We start from the raw sequence: 16,703 nt of genomic DNA on the forward strand, positions 1-16,703 counted from the left end.
CGTTCCCAATACGTCGCCAAGAGCCATCACATGTCACATAATCCTGAGCTATGGACCTGGATCTCCGGCATCTCCGAATGGTCTGTACGATCGCCGAAGCCGGCAGCGTGACCAAAGCGGCCGCGCGCCTCGGGCTGTCCCAACCGGCGATCACCACCCAGCTCCGCAGGATCGAGGAGATGGTGGGCGGTGAGCTGTTCACCCGCAGCCGGAACGGCGTCGAACCCACCCAGCTCGGACGTCAGGTCATCGCCCGCGCCCGGATCGTCCTGTCGGAGATCGACTCCCTCTTCGGCGACCTGCACGACGCGAACCCGGCCGTCACCGGGCTGCGGCTCGGGTGCAGCCACCTGGCGTGCGTGGCCAGCGTGGTGGACCGGGTCGGCGAGGCGTTACCCGGCCGGTCGATCTCCCTGCGCATCGAGCCGTCCAGCGTGCAGCTCGCCGACGCGCTCACCCACGGCCAGCTCGACGCCGCGCTCATGGGCATGATCGAGGGGTTCGACGTCCCCCTCACGCCGCCGGTCGTCACCCGCACGCTGGTGCCCAGGTATCCCATCTTCGTGGCCATGGCCGCCGGGCACCCGCTGGCCGAGCAGCCCGAGGTGCACCTGTCCGACCTCAGGAACGAGCGCTGGATCAGCCCGCCCGGCGCCGACGACGGCTCGCTCGCCGCCCTGCGCGCCTCCTGCCGGGCCGCCGGCTTCGAGCCGGACGTGCGCTACGACGCCCCGAGCGGCGCCGGCCGCCCGCTGGTCGCCGCCGGGCTGGGCGTGCGCCTGGTGGACCCGACCTGGCCGGTGCCCGAGGGCACCGCCGTACGGCCGCTGGCGGGCGAACCGCAGGTCGGGCACCTGGTCATGGCCTGGCGCAGGGACCTGATCGGCGCGGACGCGGCGGCGGCCATCTACCGCGGGCTCGCCGCCGCCTTCGAGGACCACATCGACGACAACCCCACCTTCCGCCGGTGGTGGGACGAGCACCCGGGCGCCCATCCCCTCCGCTGACGGCCGCGACCGGCGCGCCCCGGCCTCACTCCGCCGTGCGCAGCGGGAAGTGGCAGGCCACCTGGTGCTCGCCGCCCGCCAGCGGCGGCTCGGTCTCGCAGATCTCCTGGGCGAGCGGGCAGCGCGTCCTGAACCGGCATCCCGAGGGCGGGTTCTGCGCGCTGGGCAGCTCGCCCTTGATGGCGACGCTGGTACGCGGCGCCACGCCCGGCTCGGCCGAGGGCACGGCCTCGATCAGCGCCTGCGTGTACGGGTGCCGGGCCTTCCTGACGACGTCGCGGGCCGGCCCGACCTCGACGAGCTTGCCCAGGTACATCACGCCGATCCGGTCCGACATGTAGTCCACGACGGACAGGTCGTGGCTGATGAACACGTACGACAGGCCCAGCTCGCGCTGCAGGTCGCGCATGAGGTTGAGCACCTGGGCCTGGATGGAGACGTCGAGCGCGCTCACCGGCTCGTCGCACACGATCAGCCGCGGCTCCAGGGCCAGCGATCTGGCCAGCCCGATGCGCTGGAGCTGGCCGCCGGAGAACTCGTGCGGGTAGCGGTCGAGCACCCGTCGCGGCAGGCCCACCTGGTCCAGCAGGGTGCCGATGCGGGAGCGGCGGCCGGCCCGGTCGCCGGCCTGCTGGATCTCCAGGGGCTCGGCCAGGATGGAGTCGATGCGCATGCGCGGGTTCATCGCCGCGTAGCTGTCCTGGAACATGAGCTGGACCCGCCGGTGCATGGCGCGGCGGGCGCGCCGGTCGAGCGTGGCGATGTCGGCGCCGTCCACCACGATCTGGCCGGAGGTGGGCTCCTCCAGGCCGACGATCAGCCGGCCCACGGTCGACTTGCCGCAGCCCGACTCGCCGACGAGCCCGAACGTCTCGCCGGGGCGCACGTCGAAGCCGACCCCCGCGACGGCGCTGACCGGCGGCGCCTTGCGGCCCAGCGAGCCCGTGCCGTCGTAGTTCTTGACCAGGTCGCGGACGGACAGGATCGGCGCGGTCCCGGCCTGCGGCCCGGCCCGGTCGGGCCGCGGCCCGGCTGCCTCGGCGCGTGCCCGCGGCTGGAGCACCGGGTGCAGGCAGGCGTGCTGGTGCTCGTCGCCGGACAGGGTCACGTCGGTGGTGCGGCACTCCTCGGTCGCGAAGCGGCAGCGGGGTGCGAACCGGCAGCCGGTCATCGGCCGGGACAGGTCCGGCGGCAGGCCGGGGATGCTGTAGAGCGCGCCGTCGTCGTGCTCGGCCGCGCCGGGCAGCGACTCCATGAGCGCCTCGGTGTAGCGGTGGCGCGGCTGCCGGAACAGCTCGGCGGTGGTTGCGGCCTCCACCACGCGGCCGGCGTACATGACGGCGACCCGGTCGGCACGGCTGGCGATCACACCCAGGTCGTGGGTGACCAGGATGACCGCCATCTGGAACTCCTCGCGCAGGTCGTCGATGAGTTCCAGGATCTGGCGCTGGGTGGTGACGTCGAGGGCGGTGGTCGGCTCGTCGGCGATGAGCAGCCGGGGCGAGCAGACCAGGGCCATGGCGATGACCACGCGCTGGCGCATGCCGCCGGAGAGCTGGTGCGGGTAGGCGTCGGCGATCTTGTCGGGACGCGGCATGCCGACCCGGCGCAGGATCTCCACGGCCCGCTCGCGCGCCTCGGCCTTGCCGACGCCCTGGTGGACCCGGAGCGGCTCGGCGACCTGGGCGCCGATGCGCATGGTCGGGTTGAGCGAGGTGAGCGGGTCCTGGAACACCATGCCCATCTCGACGCCGCGGATCCTGCGCATCTCGGCGGGCGGCAGGGACAGCAGGTCGCGGCCCTCGAACAGGATCTCGCCGCCGACGACGCGGCCGCCGGACGGCAGCAGGCCCATGACCGACAGGGCGGTCATGGTCTTGCCGCTGCCCGACTCGCCGACGATGCCGAGCGTCTCGCCCTGCCGCACCTCCAGGTTGACGTGGTCGAGGGCGTGCACGACGCCCTGACGCAGCGGGATGTCGGTGCTGACGTCGCGCAGGCGCAGCAAAGGGCTCATGTTCCGTTCCTCCTAGCGCCGCCGGAGGCGGACCTCGAAGACGTCCCTCAGCCCGTCGCCGATGAAGTTGAAGGCGAGGACGATGAGGATGATGGCGATCCCGGGCGGGTACAGCAGCCACCAGTAGCCGCTGTAGGTGTTGGCGAGGCCGTCGGAGAGCATCCCGCCCCAGTTCGCCGCGGGTGGCGGCACGCCGAGGCCGAGGAAGGACAGGTAGGCGACGTACAGGATGGCGTCGGCGACCTGGAAGGTGGCGTTGACGATCACGGTGCCGATGGCGTTGGGGATGATGTGCCGCCGTACGGCCCGGCCGCCGGTGCCGCCCATCGACCGCATGGCCTGGACGTACTCGCGCGAGCGCAGGGTCAGCGCCTCGCCGCGGACCAGCCGGGCCGGGCCCAGCCAGGCGAAGGCGCCGATGATGAGGATGAGCATCGGCACGGTCGGCGTGACGATGGTCGCCATCAGCATGAACAGGAACAGCGAGGGGATCGACATCATCGCGTCGACCACCCGCATCATGGCCGCGTCCACCCAGCCGCTGGTGAAGCCGGCGATGGCGCCCCAGATCGTGCCCACGACCGTGGCCAGCACGCCGGCGGCCAGCCCGACGACGATGGACGTCTGCCCGCCGAGCAGCAGGCGGCCGAGCTGGTCGTAGCCGACGCCGTCGGTGCCCAGCGGGTGGCCCGGGGTGCCGGGGGGCAGGTAGACCGAGGCGAGGTCGGTGTGCACCTGGTCGGTCCGGTAGAACAGCGGGCCGAGGAAGCACAGGCCGCCCAGCACGATGAAGATGATCAGGCCCAGCAGGGCGAGGCGGTTCTCGGCGAAGACGGTCAGCGCCTGACGCCACTGGCCGCGTACGGGCGCCTCCTCGGCGGGGACCGGCGTGCCGGTCGCCTCGGCGGACGCGGTCATGAGCGGGCCGCCGTCCTGAGCCGGACGCGCGGATCGACGGCGGCGTACAGCAGGTCGGCGAGCAGGGCGCCGAGCACGGTCGCGATCGCGATGATCAGCGTGACGCCGAACAGGATCGGGAAGTCCCGCTTCAGCGCCGCCTGCCAGAACAGCTGGCCCATGCCGGGGTAGTTGAACAGGGCCTCGACGACCAGGGCGCCGCTGAACAGCGCGGGCAGGTACATCCCGAGCAGGGTGATGACCGGGAACAGGCCGTTGCGCAGCGTGTGCCGGGCGACGACGCGCGCCTCCGACAGGCCCTTGCTGCGGGCGGTGCGCACGTAGTTCTCGTTGAGGTTGTCGACCATCGAGGAGCGCACGTACCGCGAGTAGACGGCGACGGTCACGATGGCGAGCGTGACGGTGGGCAGGACGAGCCCGGCCGGGTCGGCCAGCACCTCACCGAGGGTGAACCCCTGCGAGGCCTCCGGCGGCAGGATCGGCCAGACCTGCGAGAAGAGAATGATCATCATGAGACCCATGAAGAAGATCGGCGTGGCGTAGGCCAGCAGCGACAGGGTGGTGATCGTGTAGTCGGGCCACCGGTTGCGCCGCATCGCCTGGACGACGCCGAGCGGGATGGCGACGACGACGGCCAGCATCGTCGAGAACAACGACAACACCATGGTCTTGGGCAGCCGCTGGCCGATGGCCTCGGCCACCGACTGGTTGAGCTGGAAGGAGTAGCCGAGGTCGCCGCGCAGGAGGCGGCCGATGAACATGACGTACTGCTGGACCCAGGGGCGGTCGTAGCCCATCTCGTGGTCGAACGCCGCGAGCTGGGCCAGCGTCGCGTCCTTGCCGAGGGTGGCCCGCGCCGCGCCGCCCGGCAGGAGATGCAGGATGACGAACGTGATCATCGTGACCAGCACGACGATGATCAGGGCCTGGCCCAAGCGGGTGATCAGATACCGGGCCACGCGAGGCCCCTCCTTGTTCCAGGGACCCCGGCGACCCCCGCACGGGCCGCCGGAGTCGGGGACGGTCTCAGCTCTTCCAGGACCAGTCCTGGAAGAACATGTTGTTCATCGGGTCCTGCGTGACCCCCTGGAGCCCGGCGCGGTACGCCGAGATCTGGTACACGGGGTTCGGCATCCAGAGCACCGGCAGGTCCTGGGCCAGCCGGTCGTTGTACGCCTTGAGCGTCGCCTCGTCGTCGGCGAACTGGGTGGCCTCGATGAGCTTGTCGGCCTCGGGGTCGCTGTAGCTGCCCAGGTTGACCGGGGCGCCGGTGGCGAACAGCCGCTCACCGCTGGGGAAGGCCGGGTAGTACCAGCTGCCCTGCGAGCCGAAGAACGACATGTCCCACGAGCAGTTGGAGTCCGAGGACTTGCACGCCGGGGTGACCGCGACCGAGTCCGGCACTTCCTTGATGGCGAGCTGGATGCCCAGCTTGGACATCTGCGACTTGATCTCGGCGAACATCTTGGTCGTCGCGGCGAAGCCGGTCTGGCTGGTGACGGTGAAGGCCAGCTTCGCGCCGGACTTCACGCCCTCGCCGCACTGGTCGGCGCCCGTGCCCGGCTTCTGGCAGGTCGTCTGGCCGTCGGGGGTCACCTGCCAGCCGTGGCTCTCCAGGAGCTGCTTGGCCTTGGCCGGGTCGAAGGGGTAGGCGCAGCCTTCGCTGGAGCCGTTCGTGCCGGGCTTGGCCGGGACGGGACCACAGGTCGGGGCCGCCATGCCGGACCAGATGGCCTTGCTGATGGTCGGCTGGTCGATGAGCGACTGCAGGGCCTGGCGCAGGTAGAGCTGCTTGAACAGGGGGCCTGACTCGGGGTTGTTGAAGTTGAGCTGGAGGTAGGTGATGGACCAGCCGTACCAGGGGGCGATCTGGTAGCCCTTCGACTCCAGGTACTTCTGCTGCGACAGGTTGGCCGGCGGCACGTAGCCGTAGTCGATCTGGCCGGCGCGCAGCACGTTGAACTCGGCGTCGTCGCTGGTGAAGGGGCGCAGCGTGACCGACTTGAGCTTCGGCTTGTCGCTGCCTGAGTAGTTCGCGCGGGCGGTGAGGACGACCTCGCCGTTCGGCACGTACTTCTCCAGCTTCCACGGGCCGCTGTTGACCTGCCACAGCTCGTTGGTCGCGTACGTCTTGGGGTCCTTCGACGCGGCGGTGAGGAAGTCGAAGACCTTCCTGGCGCCCTCGGGGGTGGTGTCGAGGTCGCCCACCTTGCCGGTGGCCGAGTCCTTGTCCCAGACGTGCTGGGGCAGCGGCACGATGCGGTTGAGCTGGTTGCCGACGAACCACCCGGTGTTGTACGTCTTCGTGGTCGTCAGGGAGAAGGTCTTGTCGTCCTTCACCTTGAACGCGGCGATGTTGTCCGGGAAGCCGCCCTCCCGGTAGGACGCCCACTTGTCCTTGTTCGCGGTGACGAGATTCCACCAGAACTGGATGTCACGGGTGGTGACGGGCTTGCCGTCGGACCACGTGTTGTCCTTCAGCGTGATCGTCAGCGTCTTGCCGCCGTCGCTCACCTCGGGCGGTTCGGCCATCGAGCGCCCGGGGTCGATGTTGTACTTCGCCGAGCCGTCCAGCAGGTACTCGTACAGGTGACGGTACTGGGCGGAGCCGAAGATGACGTTCTCGCCCTGGGTGAAGCCGGGTGCCGAGATCGGCAGGATCCAGTTCGGGGTCCTGAGGGCGACGGTCACGCCGTCCTTGCTCTGGCCCCCGCTCTGGGCGCCCTTCTGCGCGCCGCCGGCGGACCCGCTGCACGCGGTCAGCGCCAGCCCGAGGGCCAGCACGCCCGCCAGGGCGCCGGTGCCGCGGAGCCCGCGCCGGTGGAATCTGCTCCCCATGGGATCTCCTCGGTTGACGTCGCACGGCGCCCTGCGCTTACCGGGGGGCCTGGTGCGTTCGATGCGGAGAATGTATAGATGGTCCCGCACGAAGTCAACGGAACTAATGCGCTTTGTTCGCCGACTTGTTTCGGTTTAGAGTCGAAGTCGCCGGTGCCTCATGATGGGGCTCTGTTGCGACGACGGGCCTGCCGGGGAACCGGCCTGAAAGAGGAGCGGCATGCCGGAGCCATCGAGTCCCGCCAACCTGCGTGAGCAGGCGCTCAGCCTCCTGGCCAGCGGTGCGGCGACGTCGCGCGCCGATCTCGTGGAGACCCTCCAGGTGGCTCCGTCCACGGTCTCCAGCGTGGTCCGGCGGCTGCTGGAGGAGGGCGCGATCCTGGAGGAGGGCGTCGGCCGCTCCACCGGCGGGCGGCGGCCGCGGATCCTGCGGCTGCGCGACGTCCCTGGCGCCTTCGCGGTGTCCGAGCTGGGCGCCCAGCACGCGCGCGTGGGGCTGTGCGCGCCCGACGGCCGGCTGCTGGCCGTACGGGAGATCGCCACCGACATAGCGGAAGGGCCCGGCCAGGTCTTCGACGCCATCTGGCGGGCCTACGAGCAGCTCAGCACGGCCAACGCCCCCGGCCAGACGTTGCTCGGCATCGGCCTCGCGCTGCCCGGCCCGGTCGAGTACCCGCACGGCCGGCTGATCGGCCCGGCCCGGATGCCCGGCTGGAACGGCTTCGACGCCCAGACCCACCTGAGGGAGCGCTTCGGCGTGCCCGCGGTCGTCGACAACGACGCCAAGGCCGCCGCCATCGGCGAGTACGTCAGCCGGGGCCGCGACCCCGGCGACATGATCTACGTCAAGGCCGGCACCGGCATCGGCGGCTGCCTGGTCAGCGGCGGCCAGATCTACCGCGGCGGCCGCGGCCTCAGCGGCGACGTCACCCACGTGCGGGTGGCCGACAGCGGCGAGCGCGAGTGCTCCTGCGGTAGCCGCGGCTGCCTGGAGACGGTGGCCAGCGGCGCCGCCCTGGTCCGCCAGCTCAAGGACCGCGGCCTGCGGGTCAGCACCCCGCGCGACGTCGTCGCCGCCACCGTCGACGCCGAGCCGTCCGTCGTGACCCTGGTGCGCCACGCCGGCGAGCTGCTCGGGGTCGCCCTGTCCGGCCTGGTCAACTTCCTCAACCCCGACGCCGTCGTCATCGGCGGCGCGCTGTCCAGCCTCGACGTCTACGTGGCCGCCGCCCGGAGCATGCTCTACAAGCGCTGCCTGCCGTCCATGACCCAGTCACTGTCCATCGAGGCCAGCGCCGCCGGCCCGGACGCCGCCCTGATCGGCCTCGGGCACCTCGTGCGCGCCTCGGCCGACGTCCGTCCCTCCTAGGCAAGGAGTCCCCCGCCCGTGTCCCGTCCCCTCCGCGTCGCCGTCGGCGGCGTGCACATCGAGTCCAGCACCTTCTCCCCGCACCTGAGCACCGCCGCCGACTTCGAGGTCACCCGCGGTGACGCCCTGCTGGCGCGGTACGGCTGGCTCGCCGAGCCGTGGGCGGCCGACGTCGAGTGGATCCCGCTCGTGCACGCCCGCGCCCTGCCCGGCGGGGCCGTGGCCAGGGAGACCTACGACGCCTGGGCGGCCGAGATCGCCGCCGGGCTGGCCGCCGCGGGCCCCGTGGACGGCGTCCTGCTCGACATCCACGGCGCGATGAGCGTGGTCGGGCTGGAGGACGCCGAGGGCGACCTGATCACGGTGGTCCGCTCGGTGACCGGCGGGCAGCCGTTCGTCTCGGCGGCCATGGACCTGCACGGCAACGTCTCCCACCGGTTCTTCGCCGGCTGCGACCTGCTCACCTGCTACCGCACCGCCCCGCACGTCGACGTCTGGGAGACCCGCGAGCGCGCCGCGCGCAACCTGGTGGCGGCCCTGCGCCGCGGGCAGCGTCCGCACAAGGCCCTCGTGCACGTGCCGATCCTGCTGCCCGGCGAGATGACCAGCACGCGCGTCGAGCCGGCCAAGGGCCTGTACGCCCGCGTCCCCGAGATCGAGGCGAGGGACGGCGTCATCGACGCGGCCATCTGGATCGGCTTCGCCTGGGCCGACGAGCCCCGCTGCCGCGGCGCGGTCGTCGCCACCGGCACCGACGCCGCCGCCACCGCCGCGGCCGCCCGCGAGCTGGGCGAGCAGTTCTGGGCGGCGCGCGACGCCTTCACCTTCGTCGCGCCCACCGGTTCCATGGACGAATGCCTCGACCAGGCGCTGATCGCGGTCAAGGACCCGGCCCGGCGTCCGTTCTTCATCAGCGACTCGGGCGACAACCCCGGCGCGGGCGGCGCCGACGACGTCACCTTCGCCCTCGAACGCATGCTGGCCCGTCCCGAGATCGCCGGCGGCTCGGTCCGCGCGGTGTACGCCTCGCTGGTCGATCCCGAGGCCGTGGCCGAGGTCGCCGGTCTCGCGCCCGGTTCGCCGGTCAGCCTGCGCGTCGGCGGCCGGATCGACGCCCGCGAGCCGGGGCCGCTGCCGATCGAGGGCGTGCTGGAGGCGGTCGCCGACGACCCCGACGGCGGGTTGTGCGTCAGCGTGCGGGTGGGCGGTCTGAGCGTGTTCGTCACCTCCCGGCGCATGCAGTACCGCGAGCTGGCCTCCTACGCCCGGCTGGGCGTCCAGGTGGACGACGTGGACCTGGTGACGGTCAAGATCGGGTACCTGGAGCCGGAGTTGTTCGACGCGGCGGGCGACTGGCTGCTGGCGCTCACGCCGGGCGGAGTCGACCAGGACCTGCAGCGCCTGCCGTACGAGCGCCTGGCCCGGCCGGTCTTCCCCCTCGACCGCGACTTCGACGCCGACCTCACCGTGATCACCGGCTCATAGACGCCCTGACGGCCCCCTCCGGCACCGGCCCCGGCAGGGCTTGGAGGGGGCTCCCAGTCGGCTCCAAGCCAGGAACAAGAGGGTTAACTCATCATTTCCGCCTGTGAGCGGATATTTCAGGAAAAGGCTGATGAGGGTCGCCGCGGGTGCGGCGGTCGTCGCGACGGTCATGCTGCCCGCGCTGCCGGCGGCCGCCGACGGCGCCCCCGACGAGCGGCCCGACGTCCCGGTCGGCACCTGGCTGGCGGCGCGTACGCAGCCCGCGGTGCAGCTGACCAGCTTCACCTACACGGCGACGGTGTCCGTCCCGTCCAACACGATCAACGAGGCGGCCTACAACCAGATCGTCCAGGAGGCCGTCGCCGCCGTCCAGTCCGGCAAGATCTCCTCGGACGAGCGCAGCATCGGCAAGTGGGTCTTCCAGCAGATCGCCGCCAACGTGGACACCTACGTGTCCTCGACCACGCCGATGCGCACGGTCGAGGCCGAGGTCGGCGGCATGTGCACCGGCTGGTGGGTCACCCCCGACGGCTACATGGTCACCGGCGCCCACTGCGTCCAGGTCGGCGAGACCGAGCTCAGCCAGCTCTTCGCCCAGCAGGCGCTGGCCAAGTTCAACAAGCAGGACGCCAAGGAGATCATCAAGGGCCTGGGCGACCTCAGGAACGACGAGGAGATCCTCAAGCTCGCCCAGCAGATCTACGTCAGCTTCAACTCCAGCCACATGCAGCTCAGCAACCTCAAGCAGAGCCTGTCGGTCATGCAGAGCCTGCCCGGCGGCGGGGTGGACAAGACGGCCAAGGCGGTCCCGGCCGAGCTGGTGTCGGTGGGCGAGAGCTACCCGGGCAAGGACTTCGCGCTGCTCAAGGTGAACGGCCAGCAGAACCTGCCCACCGTGCCGCTCGGCGAGGACGCCGACGTGCGCACCGGTGACACGCTCTACATCAGCGGCTTCCCCGGCCTGGTCACCAACACGCCGTTCTTCAGCCTGGAGTCGAAGCTGGAGCCGGCCCTGACCGAGGGCCCGTACAACGCCAAGCGCACCACCCAGACCGGCGTGCCCTACATCCAGACGCAGGCGCCGTCCTACCACGGCAACTCCGGCGGGCCGGTGTTCAGCAAGGACGGCAAGGTCGTCGGCATGCTGATCGCGGGCACGGTGAGCGAGGGCGGCGAGGCGTCGGAGAGCGAGAGCTTCGTCCTGCCGGTCGGCATCATCAAGGAGAAGCTCGGCGAGAAGAACGTCAAGCCCGCCCAAGCCGTCACGACGACCCGGTACAACGAGGCGCTCAACGACTTCTTCCGGCACTACTACTCCGACGCGCTGCCGAAGTTCCGCGAGGTCCAGGCGCTGTTCCCGAACCACCCGTACGTGGCCAAGTACATCAGCGACTCCCAGCAGGCGATCTCCGCGGGCAAGGACGAGACGCCCAAGCCGATCCTCATGTGGGTGCTGATCGCCGGCGGCGTGCTGCTGCTCCTGGTGCTCGTCGCGGTCGTGGTGAAGGTCCTGCGCGGACGCCGGCGGCCCCAGCCGGCCATCGTCTCCCCCCAGCCCGGGTACGGCGCGGTGCCGCCGCCCCCGTGGCAGCAGCTCCCCGCGGCCCAGGCCCAGCTCTCGCCGCCGGTGCAGCCGATGCCGCAGGCCCAGAGCCCGTACGGCCACGGCGGCGACGGCTACGGCCCCGGCGGGTACGGCGCGAACGGCCACGCCGCGAGCCCGTACGGATCGGCCCCGGACGCCCACTTCCACCAGCCCCCTCACCAGCAGCCCTCCTACGACCAGCCGTCCTACGACCAGCCCCGCGGCGACCAGACCAGGTCCGTGCGCTACGGCCAGTTCAGCCCGCCCGCGGACAACAGGTCCGGGCAGGTCGCGGACCTGGAACGGCAGATCGCCGACCTCCAGCGCCGGCTCGGCGACCAGCCCCCGAACGCCTGACGGGCCCGCGTGAGCCGAGTCCCGCCAGACACGTCAGGATGCGTGGCCCCGGAACCCCATGACGGGTTCCGGGGCCACGACGCGTGCCCGGCGGATCCGGGCCGCGGCGCCCGCCGCGGCCTACGATGACCCCGTGGACGTGCTGAGCAGCCGCGTGCTCCTGCGGCCGACCGACCCCGCCCGGACCCGCCGCTTCTACGCCGACACCCTCGGCCTGGCGGTCTACCGCGAGTTCGGCCCCGACGACGATCCCGGCGTGGTGTTCTTCCTCGGCCAGGGTTTCCTCGAGGTCGCCGGGCGTTCCGACGGCCCCGCGACCGGCGGCACGCTGTCGATCTGGTTGCAGGTGCGCGACGTCGGGCGCGAGGACGAGCGCCTGCGGCAGGCGGGCGTCACGGTGCTGCGCGAGCCGCGGCTGGAGCCGTGGGGCCTGGTCGAGATGTGGATCGCCGACCCCGACGGCCATCGCATCGTCCTGGTGGAGGTGCCGCCCGGCCATCCGCTGCGCCGCGACCCGCGGTGAACCGCCCCGCGTTTGCCTCCGGAGGAGACCGTGTGCTAGCGTTAAGCCCGTTGCAGTTGTGGTACCCATAAAAGACTTTGTGCGCACCTGACCTAGCTGAACTTCAGGTGCGTTTTTGTTTTCCGGTCATCTCCGGGATGGGCTCATCGCGGCGACACGGGGATCCGCACGGTGCGGATCCCGTCTCTGCACGTCATCTGAAGGAGATCATTATGGCTACCGGTACCGTGAAGTGGTTCAACTCGGAAAAGGGCTTCGGCTTCATCGCGCAGGACGGCGGCGGCGCCGACGTCTTCGCCCACTACTCCAACATCGTCTCCAACGGTGGCTACCGTGAGCTGACCGAGGGCCAGAAGGTGGCCTTCGACGTCGTGCAGGGCCAGAAGGGCCCGCAGGCCGAGAACATCGTTCCCGCCTGACCTCACGCAGCCCGTGTCTGGGCCCGCACCCTCTTCTGGGTGCGGGCCCAGACCGCTTTCAGGGGCATTTCATCGGGTATGGACCGATCAGCTCCGCGCGGTTATGTTGCGAGAGCGTCAGCCAAGTTGTCAGACGACGCCGGGGAGCACCACCAGGACTGCGTCTGAGAGGACCCTCGCATGTGCGGCATCGCCGGATGGGTGGACTTCGACCGCGACCTGACCAGCGAACGGGCCACCGCCCTCGCCATGACCGCGACCATGAGCTGCCGGGGCCCCGATGACCAGGGCCTGCACCTCGAACCGCACGCCGCGCTCGGAAATCGCAGGCTCGCCGTCATCGACGTCGAGGGCGGCCACATGCCGATCGAGGCCGAGGGCCTGGCCGTCATCACCTACAGCGGCGAGGTCTACAACTTCCGCGAGCTGCGCGAGGAGCTGGCCGCCAAGGGCCACCGCTTCCGCACCAGAAGCGACACCGAGGTCGTGCTGCGCGGCTACCTGGAATGGGGAGAGGGCGTCGCCGACCGGATCAACGGCATGTACGCCTTCGCCGTCTGGGACGAGCGCGCGCAGGAGCTCGTGCTGATCCGCGACCGCATGGGCATCAAGCCCCTGTTCTACTACCCGCTGCCCAACGGCGTGCTGTTCGGCTCCGAGCCCAAGGCGATCCTGGCCAACCCGCTGGCCCCGCCCGTGGTCGACCTCGACGGCCTGCGCCAGCTCCTCAGCATGGCCACCGTCCGGCAGCGGTCGGTCTACAAGGGCATGCGCGAGCTGCCGCCCGGTCACCTGCTGCGCGTGGGCCGGCAGGGCGCGCGGTTGCGCCGCTACTGGTCGCTGGAGGGCCGCGAGCACACCGACGACCTCGACACGACCGTACGCACGGTGCGTGAGCTGCTCGACGACATCGTCGGCCGGCAGCTGATCTCCGACGTGCCGCTCTGCACGCTGCTGTCCGGCGGCCTCGACTCCAGCGTCGTCACCGCGCTGGCCAGGACGCACGGCCCGATCCGCTCCTTCGCCGTGGACTACGCCGGTTACGCCGAGCACTTCCAGGCCGACGAGTACCGCGGCGACCCCGACCGGCCGTTCGTGCGGATGCTGGCCGAGCACGTCGGCTCCGAGCACACCGACATCGTCCTCGGGCCGGCGGAGCTGGCCGACCCCGGGCTGCGGGCCTCGGTCGTCCGGGCCTGGGACGCGCCGAGCTTCCTGGGCGACATGAACTCCTCCCTCTACATGCTGTTCCGCGCCATCCGCGAGCATTCGACCGTGGCGCTGTCCGGCGAGTCCGCCGACGAGATCTTCGGCGGGTACGCCTGGTTCCACCTGCCGCAGACGGTCGAGGCCGACACCTTCCCGTGGCTGGCGATGGTGATGCGCGAGCAGCAGCCGACCGACATGCTCGACAAGTCGCTGATCCGGCAGCTCGACCTGGACGCCTACACCGCCGACGGCTACCGTACGGCGCTGGCCGAGGTGCCCCACGTGGCCGGGCAGGACGCCCGCGAGCGGCGCATGCGCGAGATCTGCTACCTGCACCTCACCCGGTTCCTGCCCTTCCTGCTCGACCGCAAGGACCGGATGAGCATGGCCGTCGGGCTGGAGGTGCGCGTGCCGTTCTGCGACCACCGGCTGGTCGACTACGTGTTCAACACGCCCTGGTCGATGAAGACGTTCGACGGCAGGGAGAAGAGCCTGCTGCGGGCGGCCGGGGCCGACCTGCTGCCCGAGCCGATCGCGCGCCGGGTCAAGGCCCCGTACCCGGTGACCCAGGACGTGGGCTACGAGCAGGCGCTCCGGGACGCGCTGCGCGAGCTGGCCGCCGACAAGGACGCCCCGGTGCTGCAACTCCTCGACGCCGACGCCGTCCGCGAGGCCGCCTTCGCGCCGGCCGAGAAGGTGACGACCACGATGAGCAGGTACGGCCTGGAGCTGGCGCTGGACCTGAACGTCTGGCTGACCGCCTACGGCGTGCGCCTGGAGGTGTAGCGGGCACACTGGGCGGATGACGTCCACTGATCATCTGCCGGCCACGCCGTTCGAGGAACAGTTGTGGGCGGCCGCACAGGACGGGCAGACCGCCCTGTGCCTGGGCCTGCTCCGCGACGCCGACCTGGCGTTGCCGATCACCGCCGCCGCGGCGGCCGGGACCGAGCCGCCCGCCTGGGCGACGGCCACGGACTCCGGCCGTACGTGGGTGCTGGCCTTCACCTCGGTCGAGGCGATGGTGACCGCGACCGGCGGCCTGGCCACGCACTGCCGGATCGTCTCGCCCGCCGAGCTGGCGGCCGGCTGGCCGGACCCGCGATGGGGCCTGGCGGTCAACCCCGGCCTCGGGGCCTCGTTCCTGCTGGAGCCGGGGACGCTGGCCAGGCTGGCGGTGCCCACGCTCGTCCAGGACCTGCGGCTCGCGCCCAGGTCGGGGGTGCCGGTGGTGCAGAAGCTGCTGTCCCCGGCCGACATCGGCGACCTGCTGGCGACGGCCGAGCCGCGCGTGTCCGGCTACTGCCACCACGCCCTCGACGTCTCGCACATCGCCACGCCCACGGTGCTGGCCGACGCGCTGGGGCAGCCCGACATGCTGACCGAGAGCGGCTCGCTGAACATCCTGCGCTGGCACCCCGTCGGCCTCGACCTCTACCGCACCCCGTACGGCGGGCTCGACGAGCAGGGCCGGGACGCGGTGGCCGGGTGGGTGGTCGAGGAGCCGCCGTTCGTGGGCATGGGCCTGGTGCCCAACGTCGACCAGGTCATCCGCGAGTACAAGGTGTACGGCGTCGGCCTGCCGCACGGCGCGGAGATCTGGGAGCTCACCCGCCAGGGCACCGAGCACCGGCGCGCGCTCTACCACGGCGACCTGCGGCGATGGCTGCTGATCGGCCGGAAGGAGACGGCATGAGCTGGCACTTCTACCGCGCCCGCTGGCAGGGCGCCGACTACGTGGCCAGCCCCGAGCCGCACCCGCTGGAGCTGTGGGTGCGCCTGCGCACCACGGGCCCGGCCGACGGCTTCGAGGAGGTCGAGCCCGGCTGCCACGTCCGCACGGTGCCGTTCACCGAGTGCGCGTCCCTGCAGTTCGTGACCACGGAGTGCACGTGGCGGGGCGAGCGGTTCCAGGTGCACGACGAGCGGGACGGCCTGCTCCTGCTCGAATACCTGGGCGGCTCCGCGCCCGCGGCGCGCGCGCTGGGGCTGGAGCGCGTCGAGCGGGGGGTGTACCGGGCGTGGGCCCCGCGGACGGAGATCACCGAGCTTCGCGAGGAAGTTGTGGCGATAAGTCCACAAGATGGGCCTTTTTGATGATTGGCTCTTGTCTCCTGTTGTTCATGTGACAGAAACTGACCTGAAAGGTGGATGTGACGTAAGAAACACGCGGCATTGGGGCGGGGGTGTCATGGATTCTCCTGACGTGGCGGGGATGCGGGCATACGGCGACGAGCTGCGCGACATGTTCCGCCAGATCCAGGACGTGGGCATGGAGCTGCACGAGCAGGCCAAGGCCGTCCAGGTGACCGAGACCTCGAAGGACGGCCTGGTGTCGGTGACGGTCGGCTCGCGCGGCGAGCTGATCCGGCTCGACCTCGACCCGCGCATCTACCGCCGCCCCGACGCCCGCCGGCTCGCCGACACCATCGCCGAGACCACCCGGCTGGCCGCCGAGCGCGCCCAGGAGCGCGTCACCGAGATCTTCGAGCCGGTGATCCCGCGCGAGGACTTCGAGGCGCACCTGAGCGGCGACCTCGAGACCGTCATGGCCCGGCTCGCCGACCGCATGGGAGGCGCCCGATGAGGCCCTGGGACGGCACCCAGATCGCCAAGCCCGTCGTGGACTCGGGCATCTCCCAATGGACCACCATGGCCGAGGACTGGGAGAAGGAGTCCGAGCGGCTGGTCGCCGCGGTCGTCGAGGCGCTGGCCGCCGCCCCCTGGGGCAACGGCATGGAGGGCCAGGCGTTCAAGGAGTCCCATTTCCGCGACGACGGCCCCAACCGCATGCTCAACCAGTGCGTCGACCTCTCCAAGCAGATGCTGGACGCGTGCGGCAGGCTGCGCGCGAGCATCGACAACACCCTCGCCGTGGACGCCGCCATGGAGCAGGACCTCAAAGCGCGAGAGGTCTGACGCGTGACGCACAGCGCCACCGGCCCCCAGGGGCCGACTTCCCAGAATTCGTCGAGT

At 71.2% G+C, this 16,703-nt stretch carries 15 protein-coding genes; 11 read left to right on the plus strand and 4 right to left on the minus strand.

Going from position 1 to position 16,703, the window contains the following annotated elements:
- The first annotated feature begins 50 nt into the window (after nucleotides 1-50).
- On the plus strand, nucleotides 51-1,007 hold the full coding sequence (locus ACFYYW_RS46010; protein ID WP_387660156.1) for a LysR family transcriptional regulator: 957 nt from the start codon (nucleotides 51-53) through the stop codon (nucleotides 1,005-1,007).
- Between the two features lie 25 nt (nucleotides 1,008-1,032).
- Here ACFYYW_RS46010 and ACFYYW_RS46015 read toward each other — a convergent pair whose 3' ends face one another.
- The 4 genes from ACFYYW_RS46015 to ACFYYW_RS46030 all read right to left on the minus strand — a co-directional run bounded on the left by ACFYYW_RS46015 (nucleotide 1,033) and on the right by ACFYYW_RS46030 (nucleotide 6,780).
- Complete coding sequence (locus ACFYYW_RS46015) at nucleotides 1,033-3,024, minus strand: dipeptide ABC transporter ATP-binding protein (RefSeq protein WP_387660159.1); 1,992 nt, start codon at nucleotides 3,022-3,024, stop codon at nucleotides 1,033-1,035.
- 12 nt (nucleotides 3,025-3,036) lie between these two features.
- A complete protein-coding gene (locus ACFYYW_RS46020) occupies nucleotides 3,037-3,942 on the minus strand; it encodes an ABC transporter permease (protein WP_352324119.1) in 906 nt (301 codons plus the stop codon).
- A complete protein-coding gene (locus ACFYYW_RS46025; protein WP_352324118.1) occupies nucleotides 3,939-4,901 on the minus strand; it encodes an ABC transporter permease in 963 nt (320 codons plus the stop codon). Before ACFYYW_RS46025 ends, ACFYYW_RS46020 begins: the two co-directional genes overlap by 4 nt.
- 67 nt (nucleotides 4,902-4,968) lie before the next feature.
- Entirely contained in the window at nucleotides 4,969-6,780 is a 1,812-nt protein-coding gene (locus ACFYYW_RS46030; protein WP_387660163.1) for a peptide ABC transporter substrate-binding protein, read from the minus strand.
- 220 nt (nucleotides 6,781-7,000) lie between these two features.
- On the opposite strand from ACFYYW_RS46030, the gene ACFYYW_RS46035 reads away from it, so the two are divergent.
- The 10 genes from ACFYYW_RS46035 (at nucleotide 7,001) to ACFYYW_RS46080 (ending at nucleotide 16,646) form a co-directional block, all read left to right on the plus strand.
- A complete protein-coding gene (locus ACFYYW_RS46035) occupies nucleotides 7,001-8,149 on the plus strand; it encodes an ROK family transcriptional regulator (protein WP_352324116.1) in 1,149 nt (382 codons plus the stop codon).
- 18 nt (nucleotides 8,150-8,167) lie between these two features.
- The gene (locus ACFYYW_RS46040; protein ID WP_387660166.1) at nucleotides 8,168-9,634 is read left to right on the plus strand and encodes a M81 family metallopeptidase; all 1,467 of its coding nucleotides are present in this window, start codon (nucleotides 8,168-8,170) and stop codon (nucleotides 9,632-9,634) included.
- A gap of 130 nt (nucleotides 9,635-9,764) precedes the next feature.
- Nucleotides 9,765-11,576 carry a trypsin-like peptidase domain-containing protein gene (locus ACFYYW_RS46045; protein WP_387660169.1) on the plus strand — a complete coding sequence of 604 codons (1,812 nt, stop codon included), beginning with the start codon at nucleotides 9,765-9,767 and terminating at the stop codon, nucleotides 11,574-11,576.
- 133 nt (nucleotides 11,577-11,709) lie between these two features.
- Complete coding sequence (locus tag ACFYYW_RS46050; protein ID WP_387660172.1) at nucleotides 11,710-12,099, plus strand: VOC family protein; 390 nt, start codon at nucleotides 11,710-11,712, stop codon at nucleotides 12,097-12,099.
- Between the two features lie 212 nt (nucleotides 12,100-12,311).
- Nucleotides 12,312-12,518: a cold-shock protein gene (locus ACFYYW_RS46055; protein ID WP_055509312.1), complete on the plus strand. Its 207-nt coding sequence runs from the start codon at nucleotides 12,312-12,314 to the stop codon at nucleotides 12,516-12,518.
- 180 nt (nucleotides 12,519-12,698) lie between these two features.
- The gene (asnB, locus tag ACFYYW_RS46060; protein ID WP_387660175.1) at nucleotides 12,699-14,513 is read left to right on the plus strand and encodes an asparagine synthase (glutamine-hydrolyzing); all 1,815 of its coding nucleotides are present in this window, start codon (nucleotides 12,699-12,701) and stop codon (nucleotides 14,511-14,513) included.
- 16 nt (nucleotides 14,514-14,529) lie between these two features.
- Entirely contained in the window at nucleotides 14,530-15,423 is an 894-nt protein-coding gene (locus ACFYYW_RS46065; protein WP_387660178.1) for an SseB family protein, read from the plus strand.
- Nucleotides 15,420-15,824 (plus strand): hypothetical protein, encoded by a 405-nt coding sequence (locus tag ACFYYW_RS46070; RefSeq protein WP_387660181.1) that lies wholly within the window; start codon nucleotides 15,420-15,422, stop codon nucleotides 15,822-15,824. The genes ACFYYW_RS46065 and ACFYYW_RS46070 overlap by 4 nt, the downstream gene beginning before the upstream one ends.
- A 94-nt stretch (nucleotides 15,825-15,918) precedes the next feature.
- The gene (locus tag ACFYYW_RS46075) at nucleotides 15,919-16,314 is read left to right on the plus strand and encodes a YbaB/EbfC family nucleoid-associated protein (RefSeq protein WP_352320552.1); all 396 of its coding nucleotides are present in this window, start codon (nucleotides 15,919-15,921) and stop codon (nucleotides 16,312-16,314) included.
- Nucleotides 16,311-16,646 (plus strand): hypothetical protein, encoded by a 336-nt coding sequence (locus ACFYYW_RS46080; RefSeq protein ID WP_387660185.1) that lies wholly within the window; start codon nucleotides 16,311-16,313, stop codon nucleotides 16,644-16,646. The genes ACFYYW_RS46075 and ACFYYW_RS46080 overlap by 4 nt, the downstream gene beginning before the upstream one ends.
- The last annotated feature ends 57 nt before the right edge of the window (nucleotides 16,647-16,703 follow it).

The organism is Nonomuraea sp. NPDC001831, assembly GCF_042892035.1.
In the GTDB taxonomy this organism is placed as follows: Bacteria; Actinomycetota; Actinomycetes; order Streptosporangiales; family Streptosporangiaceae; genus Nonomuraea.

Excerpts from the sequence above, each read along its gene's own strand:
- ACFYYW_RS46010 (WP_387660156.1), top strand. The coding sequence starts at position 51 with ATGGACCTGGATCTCCGGCATCTCCGAATGGTCTGTACGATCGCCGAA.
- ACFYYW_RS46015 (WP_387660159.1), bottom strand. The coding sequence starts at position 3,024 with ATGAGCCCTTTGCTGCGCCTGCGCGACGTCAGCACCGACATCCCGCTG.
- ACFYYW_RS46020 (WP_352324119.1), bottom strand. The coding sequence starts at position 3,942 with ATGACCGCGTCCGCCGAGGCGACCGGCACGCCGGTCCCCGCCGAGGAG.
- ACFYYW_RS46030 (WP_387660163.1), bottom strand. The coding sequence starts at position 6,780 with ATGGGGAGCAGATTCCACCGGCGCGGGCTCCGCGGCACCGGCGCCCTG.
- ACFYYW_RS46035 (WP_352324116.1), top strand. The coding sequence starts at position 7,001 with ATGCCGGAGCCATCGAGTCCCGCCAACCTGCGTGAGCAGGCGCTCAGC.
- ACFYYW_RS46045 (WP_387660169.1), top strand. The coding sequence starts at position 9,765 with ATGAGGGTCGCCGCGGGTGCGGCGGTCGTCGCGACGGTCATGCTGCCC.
- ACFYYW_RS46055 (WP_055509312.1), top strand. The coding sequence starts at position 12,312 with ATGGCTACCGGTACCGTGAAGTGGTTCAACTCGGAAAAGGGCTTCGGC.
- asnB (WP_387660175.1), top strand. The coding sequence starts at position 12,699 with ATGTGCGGCATCGCCGGATGGGTGGACTTCGACCGCGACCTGACCAGC.
- ACFYYW_RS46065 (WP_387660178.1), top strand. The coding sequence starts at position 14,530 with ATGACGTCCACTGATCATCTGCCGGCCACGCCGTTCGAGGAACAGTTG.
- ACFYYW_RS46070 (WP_387660181.1), top strand. The coding sequence starts at position 15,420 with ATGAGCTGGCACTTCTACCGCGCCCGCTGGCAGGGCGCCGACTACGTG.
- ACFYYW_RS46075 (WP_352320552.1), top strand. The coding sequence starts at position 15,919 with ATGGATTCTCCTGACGTGGCGGGGATGCGGGCATACGGCGACGAGCTG.
- ACFYYW_RS46080 (WP_387660185.1), top strand. The coding sequence starts at position 16,311 with ATGAGGCCCTGGGACGGCACCCAGATCGCCAAGCCCGTCGTGGACTCG.